The following is an 18258-nucleotide window of genomic DNA, read 5'->3' as shown; positions in this document are numbered from 1 at the left end:
CGGTATGCCCGGGGAGGGCGCTAGGCCCGGGGCGCTTCAATCAGGTCAGCTGCGAATACGGGCGACTGAAAGGGGGCGACATCCGGCGTCTTCCGGAACACGCGGGCCGCAAAGTAGTACAGGGGTGCAACGACCACCAGGCCAACAATCCAGGAGAGGTCCACGCCATTCATCGCTGCGGCGACAGGGCCCGTGAACATCGCTGTTGCCGAGAACGGAACCTGGATCAGGGCGCCGGCAACATAGGCTCCGATCGCAATCCAGTTGAACCTTCCGTACACTCCACCGTCGCGCTTGAAGAAGTCTTCAACCCTGTAGTCGCCGTGCCGCAGAAGGTAGTAGTCGACCAGGTTGATGGCCGTCCACGGAACCAGGACGTACATCAGGAAGGAGAGGAAGTTCGTGTAGAAGAAGATGAAATTGTCGCGTGCGAACAGCGAGATCATGAGGGCGAGCGTGAAGAGGATGATCGCCGCAATGGTCCGGGTCTTGGCGTGGGGCAACCAGGTTGGCCTGAACGTCTGCCCAATGGTGAGGGTGCAGAGGACCCCGCAGTAGAGGTTCATGGCGTTCGACGCCGCAACGCCGAGGCAGAAGATTCCGATGATCACCATGGTCCATGGCCCGAGCATGGATCCCAGGCTCCCGACTATTTCGACGCTGCTGCCATCGTTGATCAGTGCCAGGGCGAGCGTTCCCACCAAGGCACCCAAGACCATCGGGAAAAGTGTTCCCAGGACGCAGCCTGAGTAGGATGCCCAGAACGCCGGGGCCGAGCCGGTCCCCTGAGGCATGTAGCGGGAATAGTCCGAGACGTAGGGAGCGTAGGCGAGCTGCCAGAGGGCGGAGACGGAGATGGTGGCCATGAAGCCCACCCAGTTGAAGTTTCCCTGGTCCAGGAAGCTGGCCGGCAATCCGTGGACGACCAGGATCCAGGTGAAGGCCAGCACCAGCGCCAGACCGGCCACGATGCTCAAGAAGCGTGCATAGGCGTGGATGAGCCGGTAGCCGAAGATGGTGGCAACGACGCTCACGACGCCAATGACAATGATGCCTGCGTCAACACTGATGCCCGGGTTGACTGCGGCCAGTGCTTGACCGCCAAAGACGAGGTTCGCCGCAAAAAACCCGACGTACATGATCACCACGATGACAACGATCAGTAGCGCCCCGTACGAACCGAATTGACCGCGGGTCTGAATCATCTGCGCCACGCCCAGCTGCGGGCCTTGGGCCGAATGCAGGGCCATGAAGATGCCACCGACAAGGTTTCCAATGATGATTCCGACGATGGCGGGCACAAAGCTGAGCCCGAACACCGTGGTCGCGAGTCCCCCCGTCACGATGGTCATGATCATGATGTTGGAACCGAACCAGATGGTGAAAAGATCCCGCGCTTTTCCGTGGCGTTCATCGGCGGGGATGGGCTGAATGGTCTTGTCCTCGAGCCGGGGCACCTCGCCCGCGACGGTGTGAGTGGGGTGCGTGCTCATGATGCGTTCCAGGAGTTCATGGGAACCTCTTTGTTCTGTCCCGGCGCTTCGTCGAGCACGGGATCTGATGTATCAATCATTCGTGACTTTTGTCACAGTGGAAATCCGGCGATTGAATAGACGCCGTAAACCTGTTCATACATATGTACAAATCAGGCGCGATACCCAGCCCTTGTGGCTCAAACGGTGGCGGTTTGCAGTTCTTGGGCGACGTTGGCGGTGGCCTTACTGCGGTTCACCATCAGGGCGAGGAGGTCGAAGACGAGGGTCGCGGCGGCGACTGTGGTGATGTCTGCGTGGTCGTAGGCCGGAGCGACCTCGACGACGTCGGCGCCCACAATGTTGATGCCGTCCAGTCCGCGGAGCAGCGCCAGCAGTTCGCGGGAGTGGAGCCCGCCCATTTCCGGGGTGCCGGTGCCCGGCGCGTAGGACGGGTCCAGGACATCGATGTCGATGGAGACATACACCGGGGTGTCGCCCAGCCGCTCCTTGACGCGCTGGATCGCGGCCGGAACGCCGATGACGTCCAGGTCCGAGCAGCGGATGATCTGGAAGCCGAACTCATGGTCGCGGAGGAAGTCGTTGCGGTCATAAACCGGGCCGCGGATGCCCACGTGCATCGACTTGTCCTCGACAAGAAGGCCTTCCTCGAATGCCCGGCGGAAGATGGTTCCATGCGTGACCGGCTGGTCGAAATAGGTGTCCCACGTGTCCAGGTGCGCGTCGAAGTGGAGCAGGGCCACCGGGCCGTGGACCTTGTTCAACGCCCGCAGCATCGGAAGCGCGATGGTGTGGTCGCCACCGATGGAGATGAGCCTCTTGCCGGAGCCGGCGTCGCCGAGGAGCGGGAGGGCCTGCTCCTCGATCTCGCGGACGGCGCGGGCGATGTCGTAGGGGGTGCAGGCGATGTCGCCGGCGTCCACAACCTGGGCTTCGTACACGGGCTCGACGTCGAGCTCCGGGTGGTAGCCGGGGCGCAACAGCCGCGACGCTTCACGGACAGCGGCCGGACCGAAGCGGGCGCCAGGGCGGTAGGAGGTACCGCCGTCGAACGGGACACCGACAATCGCAATGTCATAGTCCGGCACGCGGTCAATCTGAGGAAGCCGGGCGAAGGTGCCCAGGCCCGCATAGCGGGGGACTTTTGTTGCGTCGACGGGGCCGATTGGCTTGTGCGTGGTCATGTCAGGGATCCTCCAGTTGCTTTGGTTTCAGCCGGCCTGGCAGATGTTCTTCTCTGAGCTGAGGTCCTGCGCCGGTCGAGGTCTATGCCTTAACTATTAGTGATCGGCGTCACGTGGCATATGCGTCGATTGACTACAAATAGCCGAGAGGCTTATACATATGTATAAGCGGCTTGGGGACGGCCTCCGGACTGATGAACAGGAACCGCGAATGGCGATCACCGTGGCCGAACTGCTGGCCGAACCCCAACTGGGCCTGACCCTGCTGGCGGGCCCGGCCGGTCTGGGCAACCGGGTCACCTGGGCCCACACCTCCGACCTGCCGCGCTTGTGGGAATGGGTCACCGGCGGCGAGCTCATGATGACCAACGGGCTCTCCATTCCGGCCGATCCCGAGGGGCAGGTTGAGCTGGCCGAGGCGCTGGTGAACGCAGGTGCCAGTGCCCTGGCGATCGGCGAGCAGATGCATGCCCCCGAGCTCCTTCCGCAGTTCCTGGCGGCCTGTGACCGCCTGCCGCTGCCGGTCATCAACATCCCTTACCCGCTTCCGTTCATCGCCATCGCACGTTCGGTCGCTGAATCTTCACTGCTTGAGGAGTCCCGCAGGCTGCGCCAGACGGCCCGTATCTACGACCTGCTGCGTCTCGCGGGCCCATCGGAGAACCACTGGCAAAGCCTGATCCTGGGCATCGAAGCTGAGCTCGACGCCAGCCTCTTCGTGGTTGATCGACGGTGCCTGCATGCCTGGCATCACGGAGGCCAGTCACTGCCGCCGGAGCTAAGGCAGCAACTTGAACCGCTGACCAGCAAGTCACCTGTGGCCAGCAAGAAGTTCCAGTGGCACCGTTTCGGGGACAGCCACCTTCTCATGATGGATATTCCGACTCACGCCAATGCGCTTCTGGTGGTGCTGCCGAAATCCGAGCCTCACCCGGATGCGGTGGTGCTGCTCCATGCGGCCACAGTCCTTGGACTGGAGCTGTCGCGGACGGCGCTGTCCCTCGAGAACCAGCGCCGGCTGGGTGCGGAGTTCCTCTTGCAGGCCTTCGACGGGCGCCTGGGCATCGCCGACATTGAAAGCCGGCTGCCTGAGTTCGGGATTTCGACACGGGAATTCCTCATCATCTCCATGTCCAGCGAGGACGGTGAGCGCCTCGCGGGGATCCACGTTGATCTTTGGCGACACGGCTATCCGACGGCGTGCCAGCGCTCTTTCAACACATTGCACTTGGCTGTGGCCTCAGACTGCACCGATGATCTCCTGCGGCATACCGTCCCCGTGGACGTCAGGATCGGGATCAGCCGGCCTTCCGCGGCCGCTGGAGTGCAGAGAGCTCTTCAGGAATCGATGTGGGCACTTGGAACGGCATCAAGCACCGGCGAGCGGCTGGTCCGGTATGCCGAGGGACCCTCGTGGCTGGGACTGACCAGCTTTGAGGAAGGCAATGCACTGGTCCAGCGGCTCCTCGGACCCATCTTCGAATACGAACAGGGAGAATACGGGGACCTCATCGTCACGCTGAAGACGTTCCTGGACATGCAACGGTCCTGGCAGAAAACAGCGGCGGCCCTGTTCGCGCACCGGCAGACCATCATCTATCGCATCCGGAAGATCAGCGAGCTCACCGGCCTTGATATGACCGAAACCTCCACGCTGGCGCAACTGTGGTTTGCCCTGCAGATCCATGAAGCCATGGACCTCCACGGCAATCCGCGGCGTCTGCCGACGGCTGAGGTCAGCACTCCACGACGTTGACGGCGGGGCCGCCGCCGTCGGTCATCCCCATCGATTGCTCCGTAGCCGCCCTTATCAGGTGCCAAAAGGGCGGCTACGGAGCAATCGATAGGTTTAGTGGGCCCCTGTCTGCGCGGCCCGTTCCGCGAGGACGGCGATGGCCAGGGAGAAGCGGCCGGGTAACGGAGAAAGTGCCAGACGGAGCCAGATGGCGTCCGAGTACGCATCGAACCGGACTGGACTGACGCGCAGTTCCTCGGCCACGGCCAGCACCTGCGTGTGAGCCGTTAGGTACCGTGCCGGCGTCATGCGGTTATTTCGTAGATGAAGCTCCAGATGGGCGTCCAGACCGGCCAGATCCCGGGCGGCCTCGTGTCGGGCCGTACTGTCGAAGTCCAACAGTCCGGGCTGGATGTCGCCGTCAGGAACGATGATTTGCTTGTCGTACAGGTCTCCGTGGGCCCATACCACCGGATCCGGTGCCGTCCGTAGCAGGTTCATGGCCACTTGCTCTGCAGCGGCGCGCAAGACAGCGCGCTGAGACGACAACTCGGGGACGGTTTCATTGTGCCGCAACCAGTCGTCCACCCGTCGACACACCTTCGTGGCTTCCCACTCTGCTGAACGGAGCGGAAGGCTGTCGAGAACGCCTCGTGCTGCTGGGCCATGGGAGCCGTTCAGTTCCGCGACCCAGGCGCGCGACCATTTCTCCCATGCCTTGGCGAACGCTTCATCGCAGACGGCGGCCTCCACCCGGCCCAGCTCGTTCAGAGTCGGTCCCGGCATGGTGCTGAAAACGATGACGTCCGCCTGGGAACTCTGACGAAGGATTCTGGGCGTTTTGAAGTTGCCGGCGTCCAGCAGGACGTCCATCTGTGCGCAGCGCTCGGCCGGTACGACGGCGCCCCCGGGCCCGAAGATCTTTATATAGCGGCCCTCCGCCCGGACGACAGCCTGGTGGTACGGCCAATACGAAATCAATTCCCCCTGCTGCGCTTCCGCCCGCAGGGCGGGCAGTCCCGGATCGTCCGGCGGGATGAGTTCGAGGTGCCCGTGACGCAGATGGGCTCCCCGGACGCCGGGCCGTCCCGGTGTCCGGACCTCTAGAACGTAGTCTCCCGGTGTCCTATCGGGCCACGCCCGCTGGATATGCCAGGTTGTGCCGGAACCGTCGTCGGCGGACAGTGGGACGGGGGAAGGCCAGCTGATGTGGGGAGGGTCCGCCGCCATGCTCGGTCCGTTCATGTTGCCGTCCTCAGCGTTCGCGGGCTCTTCCGACACAAGCCGGCTGGTGTGACCAGCATGGCCTACAACGATGAGGCGCCGATTAAAGGGTCATGAAGGAACCCTCATGAAGGCCTTCCTGCCGGTCCCACGCGAGCGGCGCCGCGTGCAGCACAGGTGCCAAGAGGGAGGCGGCGAAGGAACGCCCGAGACCGCAAGTGTCGAAGGGGCTTGGAGGGGATGCCGTTGCTGAGGCCTAAACGAAACCGCGCCGCCACCGGGCTGATCCCAGTAACGGCGCGGTTCTTCGTGGGGCCCCCTGTCGGATTCGAACCGACGACCCCCGCTTTACAAGAGCGGTGCTCTGGCCAACTGAGCTAAGGAGGCATTCCTGCGCCCCTGGACTCCAAGCACTGGATTCCAAAACACCAGACCAAGAATTGGGCGGATGTCAGGACGCTAGACAAGATTAGCCCACCGACGCCCGGTGAGAAAAACGCGCAACGCCCCTGCCGCGAAGCGAAGGGCAACAGAAAGGCCCGGCCCCGCATTCATCCGGGGCCGGGCCCTCACTTGCGGGCTTTCAACGGCAGGTGCCGTGGCGGGCTACTTCTTGGCGTCGACCGCGGCCTGCAGGAACTGATCGAACGGAGTCTGGGCGCTGTCGCCCTGGCCCCACTGCTTGCCTTCGACGAACACGGTGGGCGTGCCGGTCACTCCGATCACCGAGGCCTCCTGCGTGGTGTGCTTGACCCACGGGCGGTACGTCTTGTCATCCACGCACGTCTCAATGCTGTTGGCCCCGACGTCGGCGGCCAGCTTCTTCAGCTCGGTATCGGAGAGTCCCGCACCGCCTTCTGCCGGCTGCTTGGCGAACAGCAGGTCGACGAAGTCCGAGTACTTCTCCGGGGATTCGTTGACCACGCAGGCTGCGGCGTTGGCCGCGCGCGAAGAGTAGTTGGTGGTGGACCGGCTGTCCAGGAAACCGAGCGGGCGGTATTCCACCGAGATCTTGCCTTCGTTGCGCAGGTTGGTGAGCGTCTCGTTGTACTGCGCCTCGAAGCTCTTGCAGACGGGGCAGATGAAGTCGATGTAGAGGACCACCTTGACCGGTTTGCCGGCCTCAGCCTCGGCGCCCGGTGCCGTGACCGGAGACGGCGGGGTGGCCGGCGCTGGTGGCAGGTCGGACAGCTTCACGGTTGCGGGATCGGTCTTTGCAACCTCAGTGTTCGCCAGCAGGGTGACGCCGCCGTGGACGTTGCCGTTGGCCGGCGTGGGCCCCTCGTCGGCCACCGGGGCGTTGTTCTTGATGTTGGAAGTGACAACCAGCGCCACGATCACGATGATGGCGACGACGGCGGCAACAATGCCCCACCCAATCAGCAGCTTGTTGCGCTTCTCTTTTTTCAGCTGCGCCTCGCGGATTTCACGGGCTTTGTCACGCGCCGCGGCAGTGCGCTCTGCCTTAGACTGTCGGGGTTCGTTTGCGGGGCTCATTGGTTCCTCGGGTCGTTCGGCCAGGGACGGTCCACTCAGTGGCAACTTCATCATTTTAGGGGAGAAACCCGAGAACTTGCGCTTTCAAGTTTCCTCCCGCCTGCCCAACGGACGAATAGCCCGGAAGATTCCGTGCGGCTAGGGTTGATGGAGAGCCACGAGCGGACCCCAGGGGGCACCAATGGAAGCAACGGACAGCGCCGGCCACGGCGGGCACGACACCACTGAAGCGGCTCGGACGGCCACCGACGGCGCGGCAACCGGCGCCGGGGCAGGGGATCAGTTCGACTTCATGGTGGTGTCCAACCGGCTGCCCGTTGACCGATGTTCAGCCGACGAGACCGGCTGTGAGGACGGTTGGCGCCGCTCCCCCGGCGGACTCGTGACAGCGCTGGCCCCGATGATGACCAAGACCGACGGCGCCTGGGTGGGCTGGCATGGCGCGCCCGATGAGAGCGTCGAGCCTTTCAGCCACGGCGGCATTGACCTGATCCCAGTCCAGCTGAGCACGGACGACATCGAGCTTTTCTACGAGGGCTTTTCCAACGCCACCTTGTGGCCGCTCTACCACGACGTGATCGCCCCGCCGGAGTTCCACCGCACCTGGTGGGACTCCTACCGGAAGGTCAACCGGAGGTTCGCCGACGCCGTCATCCGCCATGCGGCCGACGGCGCCACCGTCTGGGTGCAGGACTACCAGCTCCAGCTGGTTCCGAAGCTGCTCCGGGAGGCCCGGCCGGACCTGACGATCGGGTTCTTCAACCACATCCCGTTCCCTCCGCCGGAGATCTTCGCCCAGCTCCCGTGGCGCCGGGCGATCATCGACGGACTGCTGGGCGCTGACCTGGTGGGCTTCCAGCGCAGCAGCGATGCCGGAAATTTCATGCGCTCCGCCCGGCGCTTCCTGGGCGCCAGCGTCAAGCAGCAACAGGTCCACGTCAGGGGCACCGACGGCGAAACCACCCACATCGCGAGGGCCCAGGCATTCCCTATCTCCATTGACGTCAAGCAGATCAGCGAGCTGGCGAAGAGTCCGGAAGTCATCGAGCGCGCGCAGCAGATCCGCCGGGACCTCGGCAATCCCAAGACCATCTTGCTCGGCGTCGACCGACTCGACTACACCAAGGGCATCCGGCACCGGCTCAAGGCCTACGAGGAACTGCTGCAGGACGGCAAGGTCACCGTCGAGGACGCCTCGCTGATCCAGGTGGCCAGCCCCAGCCGGGAACGCGTAGAACAGTACCGCTTGCTCCGCGAAGAGGTCGAGGGCACGGTGGGCCACATCAACGGCACCTATGACACGATGCAAAACACCGCCGTCCGCTACCTGCACCACAGCTACCCCATCGAGGAAATGGTTGCGCTCTACCTGGCCGCCGACGTCATGCTCGTCACCGCCCTGCGCGACGGCATGAACCTGGTCGCCAAGGAATACGTCACGGCCCGGACGAACAACGACGGCGCCCTGGTGCTCAGCGAATTCGCCGGCGCCGCGGACCAGCTCAAACAGGCGCTCCTGATGAACCCGCACGACATCGACGGGCTCAAGGACACGATCATGCGGGCGGTCAACATGCAGCCCGCCGAGGCCGGACGCCGGATGCGCGCGATGCGCAAGCAGATCCTGGACCACGACGTCGACCTCTGGTCCTCCGACTTTCTGACCGCCCTCGCTGAAAAGGTTGTACGCGATGACTCCTGACGCCACCGATACCAACGATCCAGGCACGGCCCCGCTCTCGCTCTCCCCTGAACTGCTGGCGGCGCTTCGCCGCATCGCCGGCACCGAGCACCTGCTCGTGGCGATGGACTTCGACGGCACCATGGCACCGCTCGTGGATCATGCGGGGGACGCCCGCGCGCTCCCACGCTCCGCGGCCGCCTTCGCGGCACTGGCACACCTTCCCCGGACCACGACGGCGCTCATCTCCGGCCGCGCGCTGGACAGCCTGCGGGCCGTCGCCTCCCCGCCGGAGGAGACGCTGCTGATCGGCAGCCACGGCGCAGAGGTCTGGATGGGGCCCGGCTCCTCGCAGCTCATGCTCGACGATGCCCAGCGCGAAATCCTGGCCGAGGTCCGCAAGGAACTCGAAGGGATCGTGGAACAGGCCCCCGGAACCCTTCTGGAGGATAAACCGGCCGGCGTCGTCCTGCACACGCGGCTCGCGGCCGACGACGTCGCCGAGGACGCCGTCGCCGCGGCGCGATCGGTCCTGCAGGACCGCAGCGGCGTCTTCCTCAAGACGGGCAACCGCGTCCTGGAGACCTCAGTGGTGAATGCCTCCAAGGGCGAGGGCATTGCGTTCCTGCGGCAGGTTGCCGGAGCCACGGCTGTGGCTTTCGCCGGAGACGACACCACCGACGAGGACGCCTTGGCCAGCCTGGTCCCGGGCGATCTCGGTGTGAAAGTGGGGCTCGATTTCACCCAGGCCGAGTTCCGCGTGGAGGCGCCGGTCCACATCTGCGAACTGCTCGAGGCACTGCTGCGTGAACGGAAGAAGGCCGTCGAATCTGGGAGCTAAAGCGGGCATACTGAGCGGGCAACTGGGCGTCGGTCACGACTCAGGTTCGTAGCCGATCAACCAGTGCAGTCCGTGACGGTCGACGACCTGGCCATCTGTTGCGCCCCAGGGCTTCGGGGCAAGGGGGTCGATCACCCGGCCGTCAACGGCGAGCTTGTCGAACCACTCGTGGAGAACTGCCGGTTCGGCGGTCCCCAGCAGCGAGAGCATGAGGCCTTCGAACCGGACGCTTTTCTCGCCCGCTGCCGCATCCGACCCCGCCAAAGCGACTGCGCCGTTCAGTTGTCCGTGGGCAATGGCATCCGGCGGGCCGTCGCTGCGGTTGAACTCCTCGTACGTGAACAAGGCAAGCTCTCCGCCGAAAACGTCGGCGTAGAAGCCAAGTGCTTCACGCGCCGTGCCGGGGAAACTGACATAGATCTGCAGTGCCGTCATGCGCACAGCATACATACCCACTTCGGACGCCACATGACGGACATCACCTGTGACATCCGTAACATTTTGGTCCAAATGCCATATATCTGACATACTCTGGTTGTGATGTGGCGCACAGCTACCGTGCGGCGTCACTGGATACTCCTCGGCTTCGGCCGAGGAGTATGCGCGTGAGAAACCCAAAATTGAATTAACAACTAAATAAAATGACCATTCACTACGGATCGTCCGGCACGTACCTGCCGGTGAAGGGATTGATAACTGTGGCTACAGTTACTTTTGACAACGCAACACGCCTGTACCCGGGCACCGATAAGCCCGCTGTTGACAAGCTCAACATTGATATCGCCGATGGCGAATTCCTGGTCCTCGTTGGACCCTCCGGCTGCGGAAAGTCGACCTCCCTGCGCATGCTTGCAGGTCTTGAGGACGTCAACTCCGGCCGCATCCTCATCGGCGACCGTGACGTCACGGACGTTCCGCCGAAGGATCGCGACATCGCCATGGTGTTCCAGAACTACGCCCTGTACCCGCACATGACCGTGGCGGACAACATGGGCTTCGCGCTGAAGATCGCCGGCGTCAGCAAGGAAGAGCGCGCCGAGCGTGTCCGTGAGGCCGCCAAGCTGCTCGACCTCGAACCGTACCTGGACCGCAAGCCGAAGGCCCTCTCCGGCGGCCAGCGCCAGCGCGTCGCCATGGGCCGCGCCATTGTGCGTAACCCGCAGGTCTTCCTCATGGATGAGCCGCTGTCCAACCTTGACGCCAAGCTGCGCGTGCAGACCCGCACCCAGATCGCGTCCCTGACCCGCCGCCTGGGCGTCACCACGGTCTACGTGACCCACGACCAGGTCGAGGCCATGACCATGGGTGACCGCGTCGCCGTGCTGAAGGACGGCCTGCTGATGCAGGTCGACACCCCGCGCAACCTCTACGACAAGCCGAAGAACGTCTTTGTGGCCGGCTTCATCGGCTCCCCCGCCATGAACCTGCTCGAACTCCCCGTCGTCGACGGCGGCGTGCAGTTCGGCGGGACCGTCTACCCGGTACCGCGCGACGTCCTCGAAGAGGCCCACGGCCAGACCGTGACCCTCGGTTCCCGCCCGGAAGACCTTGAGACTGTTGCCCAGGGCGAAGGCCTCCAGGTTGAGGTCGACGTCGTCGAAGAACTCGGCGCCGACGCCTACGTCTACGGCCACACCACGCTGGACGGCCAGAGCCACGACATCGTGGCCCGCGTCGACGGCCGCCGCCCCCCGATGAAGGGCGAGTCCATCTGGGTCCGCCCGCAGTCAGGCCACGTACACCTGTTCGACACCAAGACCGGCCTGCGTCTCGGCGACTAGTCCCCACCGGTTCCCTAACCTCGCTCCGCTTCGGCTAGGGAACCCTACCGGCGTGGGCCCACCCACCGGCAACCGACGGCGGTCCTCCCCTGTGGAGGGCCGCCGTCGGGCGTTAACTGCCCCGCTTTAGGTGCGGCCCTGCAAATACGGAAGAATTGATTCATGACCGAGGAACACGCATGACCGAGGAAAACAGCGCCCAGTGGCACGACGAGCCCACTGACTACGGTCAGATCGGAAAATTGCCCCGGTACGAAGCCGCGAGCGCCAATGACCAAAAGGCCTCGCTGGTGTCCAGTTCGCTGAGCATCACGGCCGCCGCCACCGAGCCCGAGCTCCTGGACTTGCCCTGGCACATTGCCCTCGAGGACTGGCCGGCAGAGTATTTGGCAGCGCTCCCCCGCGGCATCTCGCGGCACATCGTGCGCTTCGCCCACCTCGGCGGCTCCGTCATCGCCATCAAGGAAACTTCGGAGCACGTGGCCCGCCACGAGTACCACATGCTCCGCAAGCTGGCCCGGCTGGACGTTCCCGGCGTGGAGCCGGTGGCCGTCATTACCGGGCGCACCACCCCGGAGGGCCGGCCACTGAACCCCGTGCTGGTCACCCGGCACCTGAAGTTCTCCATGCCCTACCGCGCGCTCTTCTCCCAGATGCTGCGCAAGGACACCCTGACCCGCCTCATCGACGCCCAGGCGCTGCTGCTGGTCCGGCTGCACCTGATCGGCTTCTACTGGGGCGACGTCTCGCTCTCCAACACCTTGTTCCGCCGCGACGCCGGTGCCTTCGCCGCCTACCTCGTAGACGCCGAAACCGGCGAGCTGTACCCGGATTTGTCCACCGGACAGCGCGAGTACGACCTCGAAATCGCCCGCGTCAACATCGCCGGGGAACTCATGGACCTGCTCGACGGCGGCCTGATCGAGGAGAAGGTTGACCCGGTGGCCACCAGCGAGCTGATCATGGACAGCTACCGGCGGCTGTGGACCGAGCTGACGGAAAAGGAGTCGTTTGAGATCGGGGAACGCTGGCGCGTTGCCGCCCGCATCCGGCGGCTCAACGAGCTCGGGTTCGACGTCGAGGAATACGCGATCAAGACCACGCAGAACGGCTCCACCATCCAGCTCCAGCCCAAGGTCGTCGACGCCGGGCATCACCAGCGCCGGCTGCTGCGCCTGACGGGCCTGGACGCCCAGGAGAACCAGGCCCGCCGGCTCCTGAACGATATGGACTCGTTCCGGGCGGATAACAACCCGGGCATGGACGAGGAATACAGCGCGCACCTTTGGGTCAGCCAGATCTTCGAACCGATCGTGCGGGCCATCCCCCGCGACCTCTCCGGCAAGCTCGAGCCGGCCGAGGCCGTGCACGAGGTCCTGGAGCACCGCTGGTACATCTCCGAGAAGGAGAACCGGCACATCCCCCTGGCCGAGGCCGTCCAGTCGTACATTGACAACGAACTCCGCCACCGCCGGGACGAGGCTGCCATCATGCTCAACCCGGACACGGGGCTGCTCAAGATCCTCGAGGTGGAGACCGAGGAATCACGCTACGGCGCCGACGAATCGATCGACGAATACCCCGACTCCGACGACTAAGCCGCGCGCCGGGCGCGTTGTGGCACGCCCGGGCTAAATCGCCTCAGCTAAATCGCCTTGCCGGGGTTCAGGATCCCGGCCGGGTCGAACAGCTCCTTGATCCGGCGCTGCAGTTCACGCACCGGTTCTTTCTGCTCCAGGCCCAGCCAGCGCAGCTTGTACTGCCCGATCCCGTGTTCGCCCGTGATGGTGCCGCCCATGGCCAGCGCCACGGCGATGGACCTGTCCAGGGCGGCGCCGAGGCGCGCCATGGCATCGGGGTCCACGGTGTTGTCCGCCCGGTCGATCCAGAACGTGGGGTGCAGGTTGCCGTCGCCGGCATGTGCCACGACTTTGAGCTGGACGTTGTGCTCCGCCGCCATGGCCTCCAGCTCGGCCACGTAGTCCACCAGGCGCGAGCGTGGCACCGCCACGTCCTCGCCCACCCGGTATTCGTCGTCCACCTCGGTGCCGCGGCTGTTGCGGCGCAGCTCGACAAGCTGCTCTGCCTCCGCGTTGGCCTCCATGGTGACCACCGCTCCTCCCGCCGCCAGGACCGGACGGATGGCCGCGGCTTCCGCCGCCGCGCCGAACCCGTCCGTCTGGATCAGTAGCAGGGACGCCCCGCGCGCGGCCAGGTCCGAGCCGTGGATGTCGTCGAGCTGGGCGAGCGAGCCGCCGTCGAGCAGTTCCATGATGGCCGGCTGCACGCGGGCCCTGCCTACGGCGAGGACGCCGGCCGCGGCACTGCGGAAGTCCGGATAGAAGGCGGCGATGGTGTGTACTTCGCGCGGCAGGTATTTCAGCCGCACGGTCACCCCCACCACGATCCCCAGGGTTCCCTCCGAGCCGACGAACAGCCCGGTGAGGTCGTAACCGGCGACGCCCTTGAAGGTCTGGTGGCCGGTGTGGATGAGGGAGCCATCCGCGAGCACGACGTCGAGGGCCAGGACCGAGTCCCGGGTCACCCCGTACTTCGCGCAGCGCAGCCCGCCCGCATTTGTGGCCACATTGCCGCCGACGGTGGACATCTTGAAGCTCGCAGGATCCGGGGCGAACATCAGCCCGTGCACGGCCGCGGCGGCGTTGAGGTCAGCGTTGATGACGCCGGGCTCCACGACGGCGGTCTCGTCATCCGGGTTGAGGTCCAGGATGCGGTTCATCCCCTCGAGCGTGAGCACCACGCAGCCCTCGCTCGCGTGGGCGCCCCCGGAGACTCCGGTGCCGGCCCCCCGCGCCACGAGCGCGACGCCGCGGGCGGCGCAGGCACGCACTGTGGCCTGCACGTCGGCCACCGATTCGGCCCGGACCACGGCCTGCGGCAGCTGATAATCCAAGACGGGAGCCTGGTCCACGGCGTAGGCGGCCAGGGTGGCGGCGTCCACGGCAATTTTCGCCGCGCCAAGGGAAGAAGTCAGCTCATCGATGATGCTGCGCATGCGGTCTCCAGTTCGGTCGGATTCGAATCCCAGTCTAAGGCTGTGCATTGTCGGTGATGCGGCTCACAGTTGCAAGCGCTTCCAAAGCTGCGTCGGATAGTCCAATAACCGGTCGAAATTACCGGAAGAAAAATGACTGGAAGCGTTTTCACTTTTTGGCAACGGAGCCTTACGATTGCCGTCATGTCCGTTGATTCAGTTCTTTTCTCGCCCGCAGCGCTGGCCGGCCCCCTGACCGGTCCGCTGACCCCGGTGCACGCCGCAGACCACATTCCCGGATGGTGGCGCTCTGCCGTCATCTACCAGGTTTACCCGCGCTCGTTCCGGGATCTGAACGGTGACGGCATCGGCGATCTCGCCGGTATTACGGCCGAGTTGCCGCGCCTTGCCGAACTGGACATCGATGCCGTCTGGCTGTCCCCGTTCTACCGCTCTCCGCAGCGTGACGCGGGCTACGACGTCAGTGACTACTGCGACGTCGACCCCTTGTTCGGCACGCTGGACGATTTCGCCGCCATGATGGCCGAGGCCACCCGGCTGGGGCTGCGGATGATCGTGGATCTCGTGCCCAACCACTGCTCGGACCAGCACCCGGCCTTCCAGACCGCCCTGACCGCGCCCGCCGGCAGTCCGGAGCGGGACATGTTCATCTTCCGCGATGGCCGTGGGGCATTCGGCGAGGACCCGCCGAACAACTGGCAGTCCCACTTTGGCGGCTCAGCCTGGACGCGGATCACCGAGCCGGACGGCGCCCCGGGCCAGTGGTACCTGCACCTCTTCGACTCCTCCCAGCCGGACTTCAACTGGGACAACCTCGCCGTCCATGAAGAATTCGAGCGGGTCCTGCGCTTCTGGCTGGACCGCGGCGTCTCCGGCTTCCGGGTGGACGTGGCACACGCCCTCGTGAAGGCCCCCGGCCTGCCGGAGTGGGGCGGCCGCGCCGACGGCAGCAGCTCCGACGGCTTCCCCGGACACGACGCACCGATGTTTGGCCAGCCTGCCCTCCATGACATCTACCGCCAGTGGCGGCGGATTCTCGCCGACTACGGCCCCGACCGGATCCTCTGCGCCGAGGCAAACGTTGACCCGCTCCCCCGGCTCGCGGATTGGGTGCGCCCGGACGAAATGCACCAGGCCTTCAACTTCCCCTACCTCCACGCTGGCCTGGACGTGCACCGGATGCGCCACGTCATCACCGAGTCACTGACGTCGCTGGACGCCGTCGCCGCTCCGAGCACCTGGGTGCTCTCCAACCACGACGTCGTCCGCCACGCCACCCGCTTCGGATACAACGGGCAGGCGCCGCGCGACGGTGACGGAATCGGCACCTGGGATCCGCAGCCGGACGAGGACCTCGGACGGTCCCGGGCGGCTGCGGCGTCCATGTTCATGCTGGGGCTGCCCGGTGGGGCTTACCTCTACCAGGGTGAAGAGCTCGGCCTCCCGGACGGAATCGACATCCCGGACACCCGGCGCCAGGATCCCACTTTCGCCCGCACCGGGGGTGCGCGGCTGGGCCGCGACGGCTGCCGCATCCCGCTGCCCTGGCGGGCCGGGGAACTCAACGCCGGATTCGGCCACGGGCAGGACCCATGGCTGCCTCAGCCGGAGAGTTTCGCGCGGCTGGCGCGGGATGTGCAGGCCGATTCGCCGTCATCGCACCTGAGCCATTACAAGAGGATGCTGGAGCTGCGCCGCCGGCTGGACCTTGGCCGCGGCTCACTGTCCTGGTACGAGGACCTCTGCACGGACACCAGCCTTGCCTTCCTCAACGGCTCCACGCTGGTGCTGCTGAATGTGGGGTCCGAGCCCCTGGAACTGCCCGCCGGGCGGGTGCTGCTGCGCAGTTCGACGCCCCCGGGGGCCAGCTACGACGCCGGGGACGTGGCCAGCGCCGGCGATCCGTTAAGCTCAGGTGAAACTGTTTGGCTGGAAATCTATATCGAGGACACGGAGGGCTAATAAGCATGCCCGGCATCAAGGACGTCGCGGAACGGGCCGGCCTCTCCATCGCTACCGTTTCGCGCGCCTTGAGTGGCAAGGGCAATGTCTCCCCGCGCAGCCGGGAGCGTGCCCGGACCGCCGCCGCCGAACTCGGCTTCGTCGCCTCGTACCAGGCCTCCAGCCTCGCCTCCGGGCGGAACCACAATGTCGGCCTGGTTGTCCCTTCGATCCACCGGTGGTTTTTTTCCTCGGTGGTCGAGGGTGTCTCGGCGACCCTGCTGGACGCCGGCTACGACCTCACGCTGTACAACGTCAGTGAGGGCCGGGAGCGCCGCCACAGTGTGCTGAACGACTTCCTGCTGCGTAAACGCGTGGACGCCGTGATCGCCGTGTCCCTGGAGCTCTCCGAGGCGGAGATCGACCAGCTGCTGGCCATTCACCGTCCGATCGTGGGGATCGGCGGCCCGCTGCCCGGAGCGTCGACCATCCGCATCGATGACTCCGGCATCGCGGAGGCCGCAGCGCGCCACCTTATCCAGCTTGGCCACAGCAAAATCGCCCACATGACCGGCGATGCCGCCTATGAGCAGGACTTCCGCCTTCCCGGGACACGCCAGGCAGGCTTCAAGAAAGCCATGCGGGACGCCGGGCTGGCGGTCCGGCCGGAGTGGCAGGTCTCCGCCGATTTCACGATCCAAGGCGCCTATGCCAATGCCCGTAAGCTGCTCGGCAGCTCACCGGAACGCCCCACGGCCGTCTTTGCCGCCTCCGACGAGATGGCGATCGGCGTAATCCTCGCTGCCCGGGACTTCGGACTGCGGGTGCCGCAGGACCTCTCAGTCATCGGCATCGACGGCCATGAGCTGGGTGAGGTCTTCGGGCTGACCACGTTCGATCAGGACGCGCGGGGTCAGGGCGCCCTGGCCGTACGGCGCTTGCTGGAGAGGTTCGACGGCGCCGGCGACACGGCGGCCGCGCACACCGAATACCCCACGCACTTTGTCATCCGCAACAGCACCGCTGTTCCGCCCGTGGACCAAGGACGTCTGCGGGGCTAGGAACGCCCGGGCTGCGCCGGTCGGCCGCCGTTGTGTGCGCCGGCGTATAGGGGGATGTCAGATCCCCGGGCTGCTCAGGCGTCCGGGCTGCTCGCGCCGGTGCCGCCCATGAACTGAACGAAGCGGTCCAGGACACCGGGCCAGCCTGCCAGGTAGTCCGCGCGGGTGGCGGCTGGATCCTCGGCGCCTTCCCACCCGCTGTGAACCAGGCGGAGCTCTGTTCCCTCGCCTACCGCCCTGAATGCCACCCGGAGTTCGGTGGACCACATGGCAGTGGTGCCAGGGTGCCAGCTGGCATGGAAGGACAGCGGCGGCTGCCAGTCGTCAATCGAACCCCAAACGGCCGTGCTGCCATCGTCTGCGGTCTCCATGATCAGGTTCTCCTCGAACTCCACATATGATCCGGCGCCGTAGACGCTGTGGTCCTCAAGCGGCCACCACAAGTGCGTGTGCTCGGTGAACCCGACAAAGGCCCTGGCGACGGCGCCAGGCACCACCACCGTGAATACGACGGGATCGAGCTCGTCCGCTGCGGCAGGTTCCGGTGCGCCCGCCGGAGCATGGCTGAAGAGGTTATCCATGGGCAACAACTCTACCCGTGAGGGCCGTTCCCCGGCTTTCACGGAATGGCTGGTGGCAATTTCATGGTTTGTGGGTTAAATGCGGGAGGACCCCCGACCTGTGGTTGGGGGTCCTCGACCGTGAATGGTGTTCCGGCGGTGACCTACTCTCCCACACCCTCCCGGGTGCAGTACCATCGGCGCTGTGGGTCTTAGCTTCCGGGTTCGGGATGGGACCGGGCGT

Annotated in this window: 14 protein-coding genes, 1 tRNA gene and 1 rRNA gene; 7 read left to right on the top strand and 9 right to left on the bottom strand. The window is 65.4% G+C overall.

Going from position 1 to position 18258, the window contains the following annotated elements; all coding sequences use genetic code 11:
- Positions 1-20: 20 nt before the first annotated feature.
- Together LQV16_RS19450 and speB are read right to left on the bottom strand one after the other, a co-directional pair.
- Positions 21-1493 (bottom strand): cytosine permease, encoded by a 1473-nt coding sequence (locus LQV16_RS19450; RefSeq protein WP_229995522.1) that lies wholly within the window; start codon positions 1491-1493, stop codon positions 21-23.
- Between the two features lie 179 nt (positions 1494-1672).
- Positions 1673-2677, bottom strand: a complete 1005-nt coding sequence (gene speB / locus LQV16_RS19445) for an agmatinase (protein ID WP_229995521.1) — start codon at positions 2675-2677, stop codon at positions 1673-1675.
- Positions 2678-2888: 211 nt separating this feature from the next.
- On the opposite strand from speB, the gene LQV16_RS19440 reads away from it, so the two are divergent.
- Positions 2889-4433, top strand: a complete 1545-nt coding sequence (locus LQV16_RS19440; RefSeq protein WP_229995520.1) for a PucR family transcriptional regulator — start codon at positions 2889-2891, stop codon at positions 4431-4433.
- A gap of 93 nt (positions 4434-4526) precedes the next feature.
- Here LQV16_RS19440 and LQV16_RS19435 read toward each other — a convergent pair whose 3' ends face one another.
- The 3 genes from LQV16_RS19435 to LQV16_RS19425 form a co-directional block, all read right to left on the bottom strand.
- Positions 4527-5657 carry a hypothetical protein gene (locus LQV16_RS19435; protein WP_229995519.1) on the bottom strand — a complete coding sequence of 377 codons (1131 nt, stop codon included), beginning with the start codon at positions 5655-5657 and terminating at the stop codon, positions 4527-4529.
- 289 nt (positions 5658-5946) lie between these two features.
- A tRNA-Thr gene (locus LQV16_RS19430) sits at positions 5947-6023 on the bottom strand.
- Between the two features lie 219 nt (positions 6024-6242).
- Positions 6243-7133, bottom strand: coding sequence for a DsbA family protein (locus LQV16_RS19425; RefSeq protein WP_229995518.1), 891 nt, complete (start codon positions 7131-7133; stop codon positions 6243-6245).
- Positions 7134-7425: 292 nt separating this feature from the next.
- Here LQV16_RS19425 and LQV16_RS19420 point away from each other — a divergent pair, with 292 nt between their 5' ends.
- Together LQV16_RS19420 and otsB are read left to right on the top strand one after the other, a co-directional pair.
- Positions 7426-8835, top strand: a complete 1410-nt coding sequence (locus LQV16_RS19420; RefSeq protein ID WP_229995523.1) for a trehalose-6-phosphate synthase — start codon at positions 7426-7428, stop codon at positions 8833-8835.
- Positions 8825-9655: a trehalose-phosphatase gene (gene otsB / locus LQV16_RS19415; RefSeq protein WP_229995517.1), complete on the top strand. Its 831-nt coding sequence runs from the start codon at positions 8825-8827 to the stop codon at positions 9653-9655. Before LQV16_RS19420 ends, otsB begins: the two co-directional genes overlap by 11 nt.
- A 33-nt stretch (positions 9656-9688) precedes the next feature.
- Here the strand turns inward: otsB and LQV16_RS19410 are convergent, their stop codons facing one another.
- Complete coding sequence (locus LQV16_RS19410; protein ID WP_229995516.1) at positions 9689-10090, bottom strand: VOC family protein; 402 nt, start codon at positions 10088-10090, stop codon at positions 9689-9691.
- A gap of 263 nt (positions 10091-10353) precedes the next feature.
- On the opposite strand from LQV16_RS19410, the gene ugpC reads away from it, so the two are divergent.
- Positions 10354-11436, top strand: a complete 1083-nt coding sequence (gene ugpC, locus LQV16_RS19405; RefSeq protein ID WP_090582840.1) for a sn-glycerol-3-phosphate ABC transporter ATP-binding protein UgpC — start codon at positions 10354-10356, stop codon at positions 11434-11436.
- A gap of 179 nt (positions 11437-11615) precedes the next feature.
- The gene (locus tag LQV16_RS19400) at positions 11616-13034 is read left to right on the top strand and encodes a DUF4032 domain-containing protein (RefSeq protein WP_229995515.1); all 1419 of its coding nucleotides are present in this window, start codon (positions 11616-11618) and stop codon (positions 13032-13034) included.
- A 47-nt stretch (positions 13035-13081) separates the two neighbouring features.
- On the opposite strand, the gene LQV16_RS19395 is transcribed toward LQV16_RS19400, so the two are convergent.
- Positions 13082-14452, bottom strand: coding sequence for an FAD-binding oxidoreductase (locus LQV16_RS19395; protein WP_229995514.1), 1371 nt, complete (start codon positions 14450-14452; stop codon positions 13082-13084).
- Between the two features lie 183 nt (positions 14453-14635).
- Here LQV16_RS19395 and LQV16_RS19390 point away from each other — a divergent pair, with 183 nt between their 5' ends.
- Entirely contained in the window at positions 14636-16414 is a 1779-nt protein-coding gene (locus LQV16_RS19390; protein WP_229995513.1) for a glycoside hydrolase family 13 protein, read from the top strand.
- Positions 16415-16419: 5 nt separating this feature from the next.
- Positions 16420-17454: a LacI family DNA-binding transcriptional regulator gene (locus LQV16_RS19385; protein ID WP_229995512.1), complete on the top strand. Its 1035-nt coding sequence runs from the start codon at positions 16420-16422 to the stop codon at positions 17452-17454.
- Positions 17455-17528: 74 nt separating this feature from the next.
- Here LQV16_RS19385 and LQV16_RS19380 read toward each other — a convergent pair whose 3' ends face one another.
- The gene (locus LQV16_RS19380; RefSeq protein WP_229995511.1) at positions 17529-18035 is read right to left on the bottom strand and encodes an SRPBCC domain-containing protein; all 507 of its coding nucleotides are present in this window, start codon (positions 18033-18035) and stop codon (positions 17529-17531) included.
- A gap of 130 nt (positions 18036-18165) precedes the next feature.
- Positions 18166-18258: ribosomal RNA gene (gene rrf, locus LQV16_RS19375) — 5S ribosomal RNA — on the bottom strand; the annotation flags it as partial.

The sequence above is a fragment of the Arthrobacter sp. Bi26 genome, assembly GCF_918697925.1.
In the GTDB taxonomy this organism is placed as follows: Bacteria; Actinomycetota; Actinomycetes; order Actinomycetales; family Micrococcaceae; genus Arthrobacter.
Note: the sequence above shows the minus strand (reverse complement) of the source record. Positions and strands in the feature narration are given on the sequence as shown.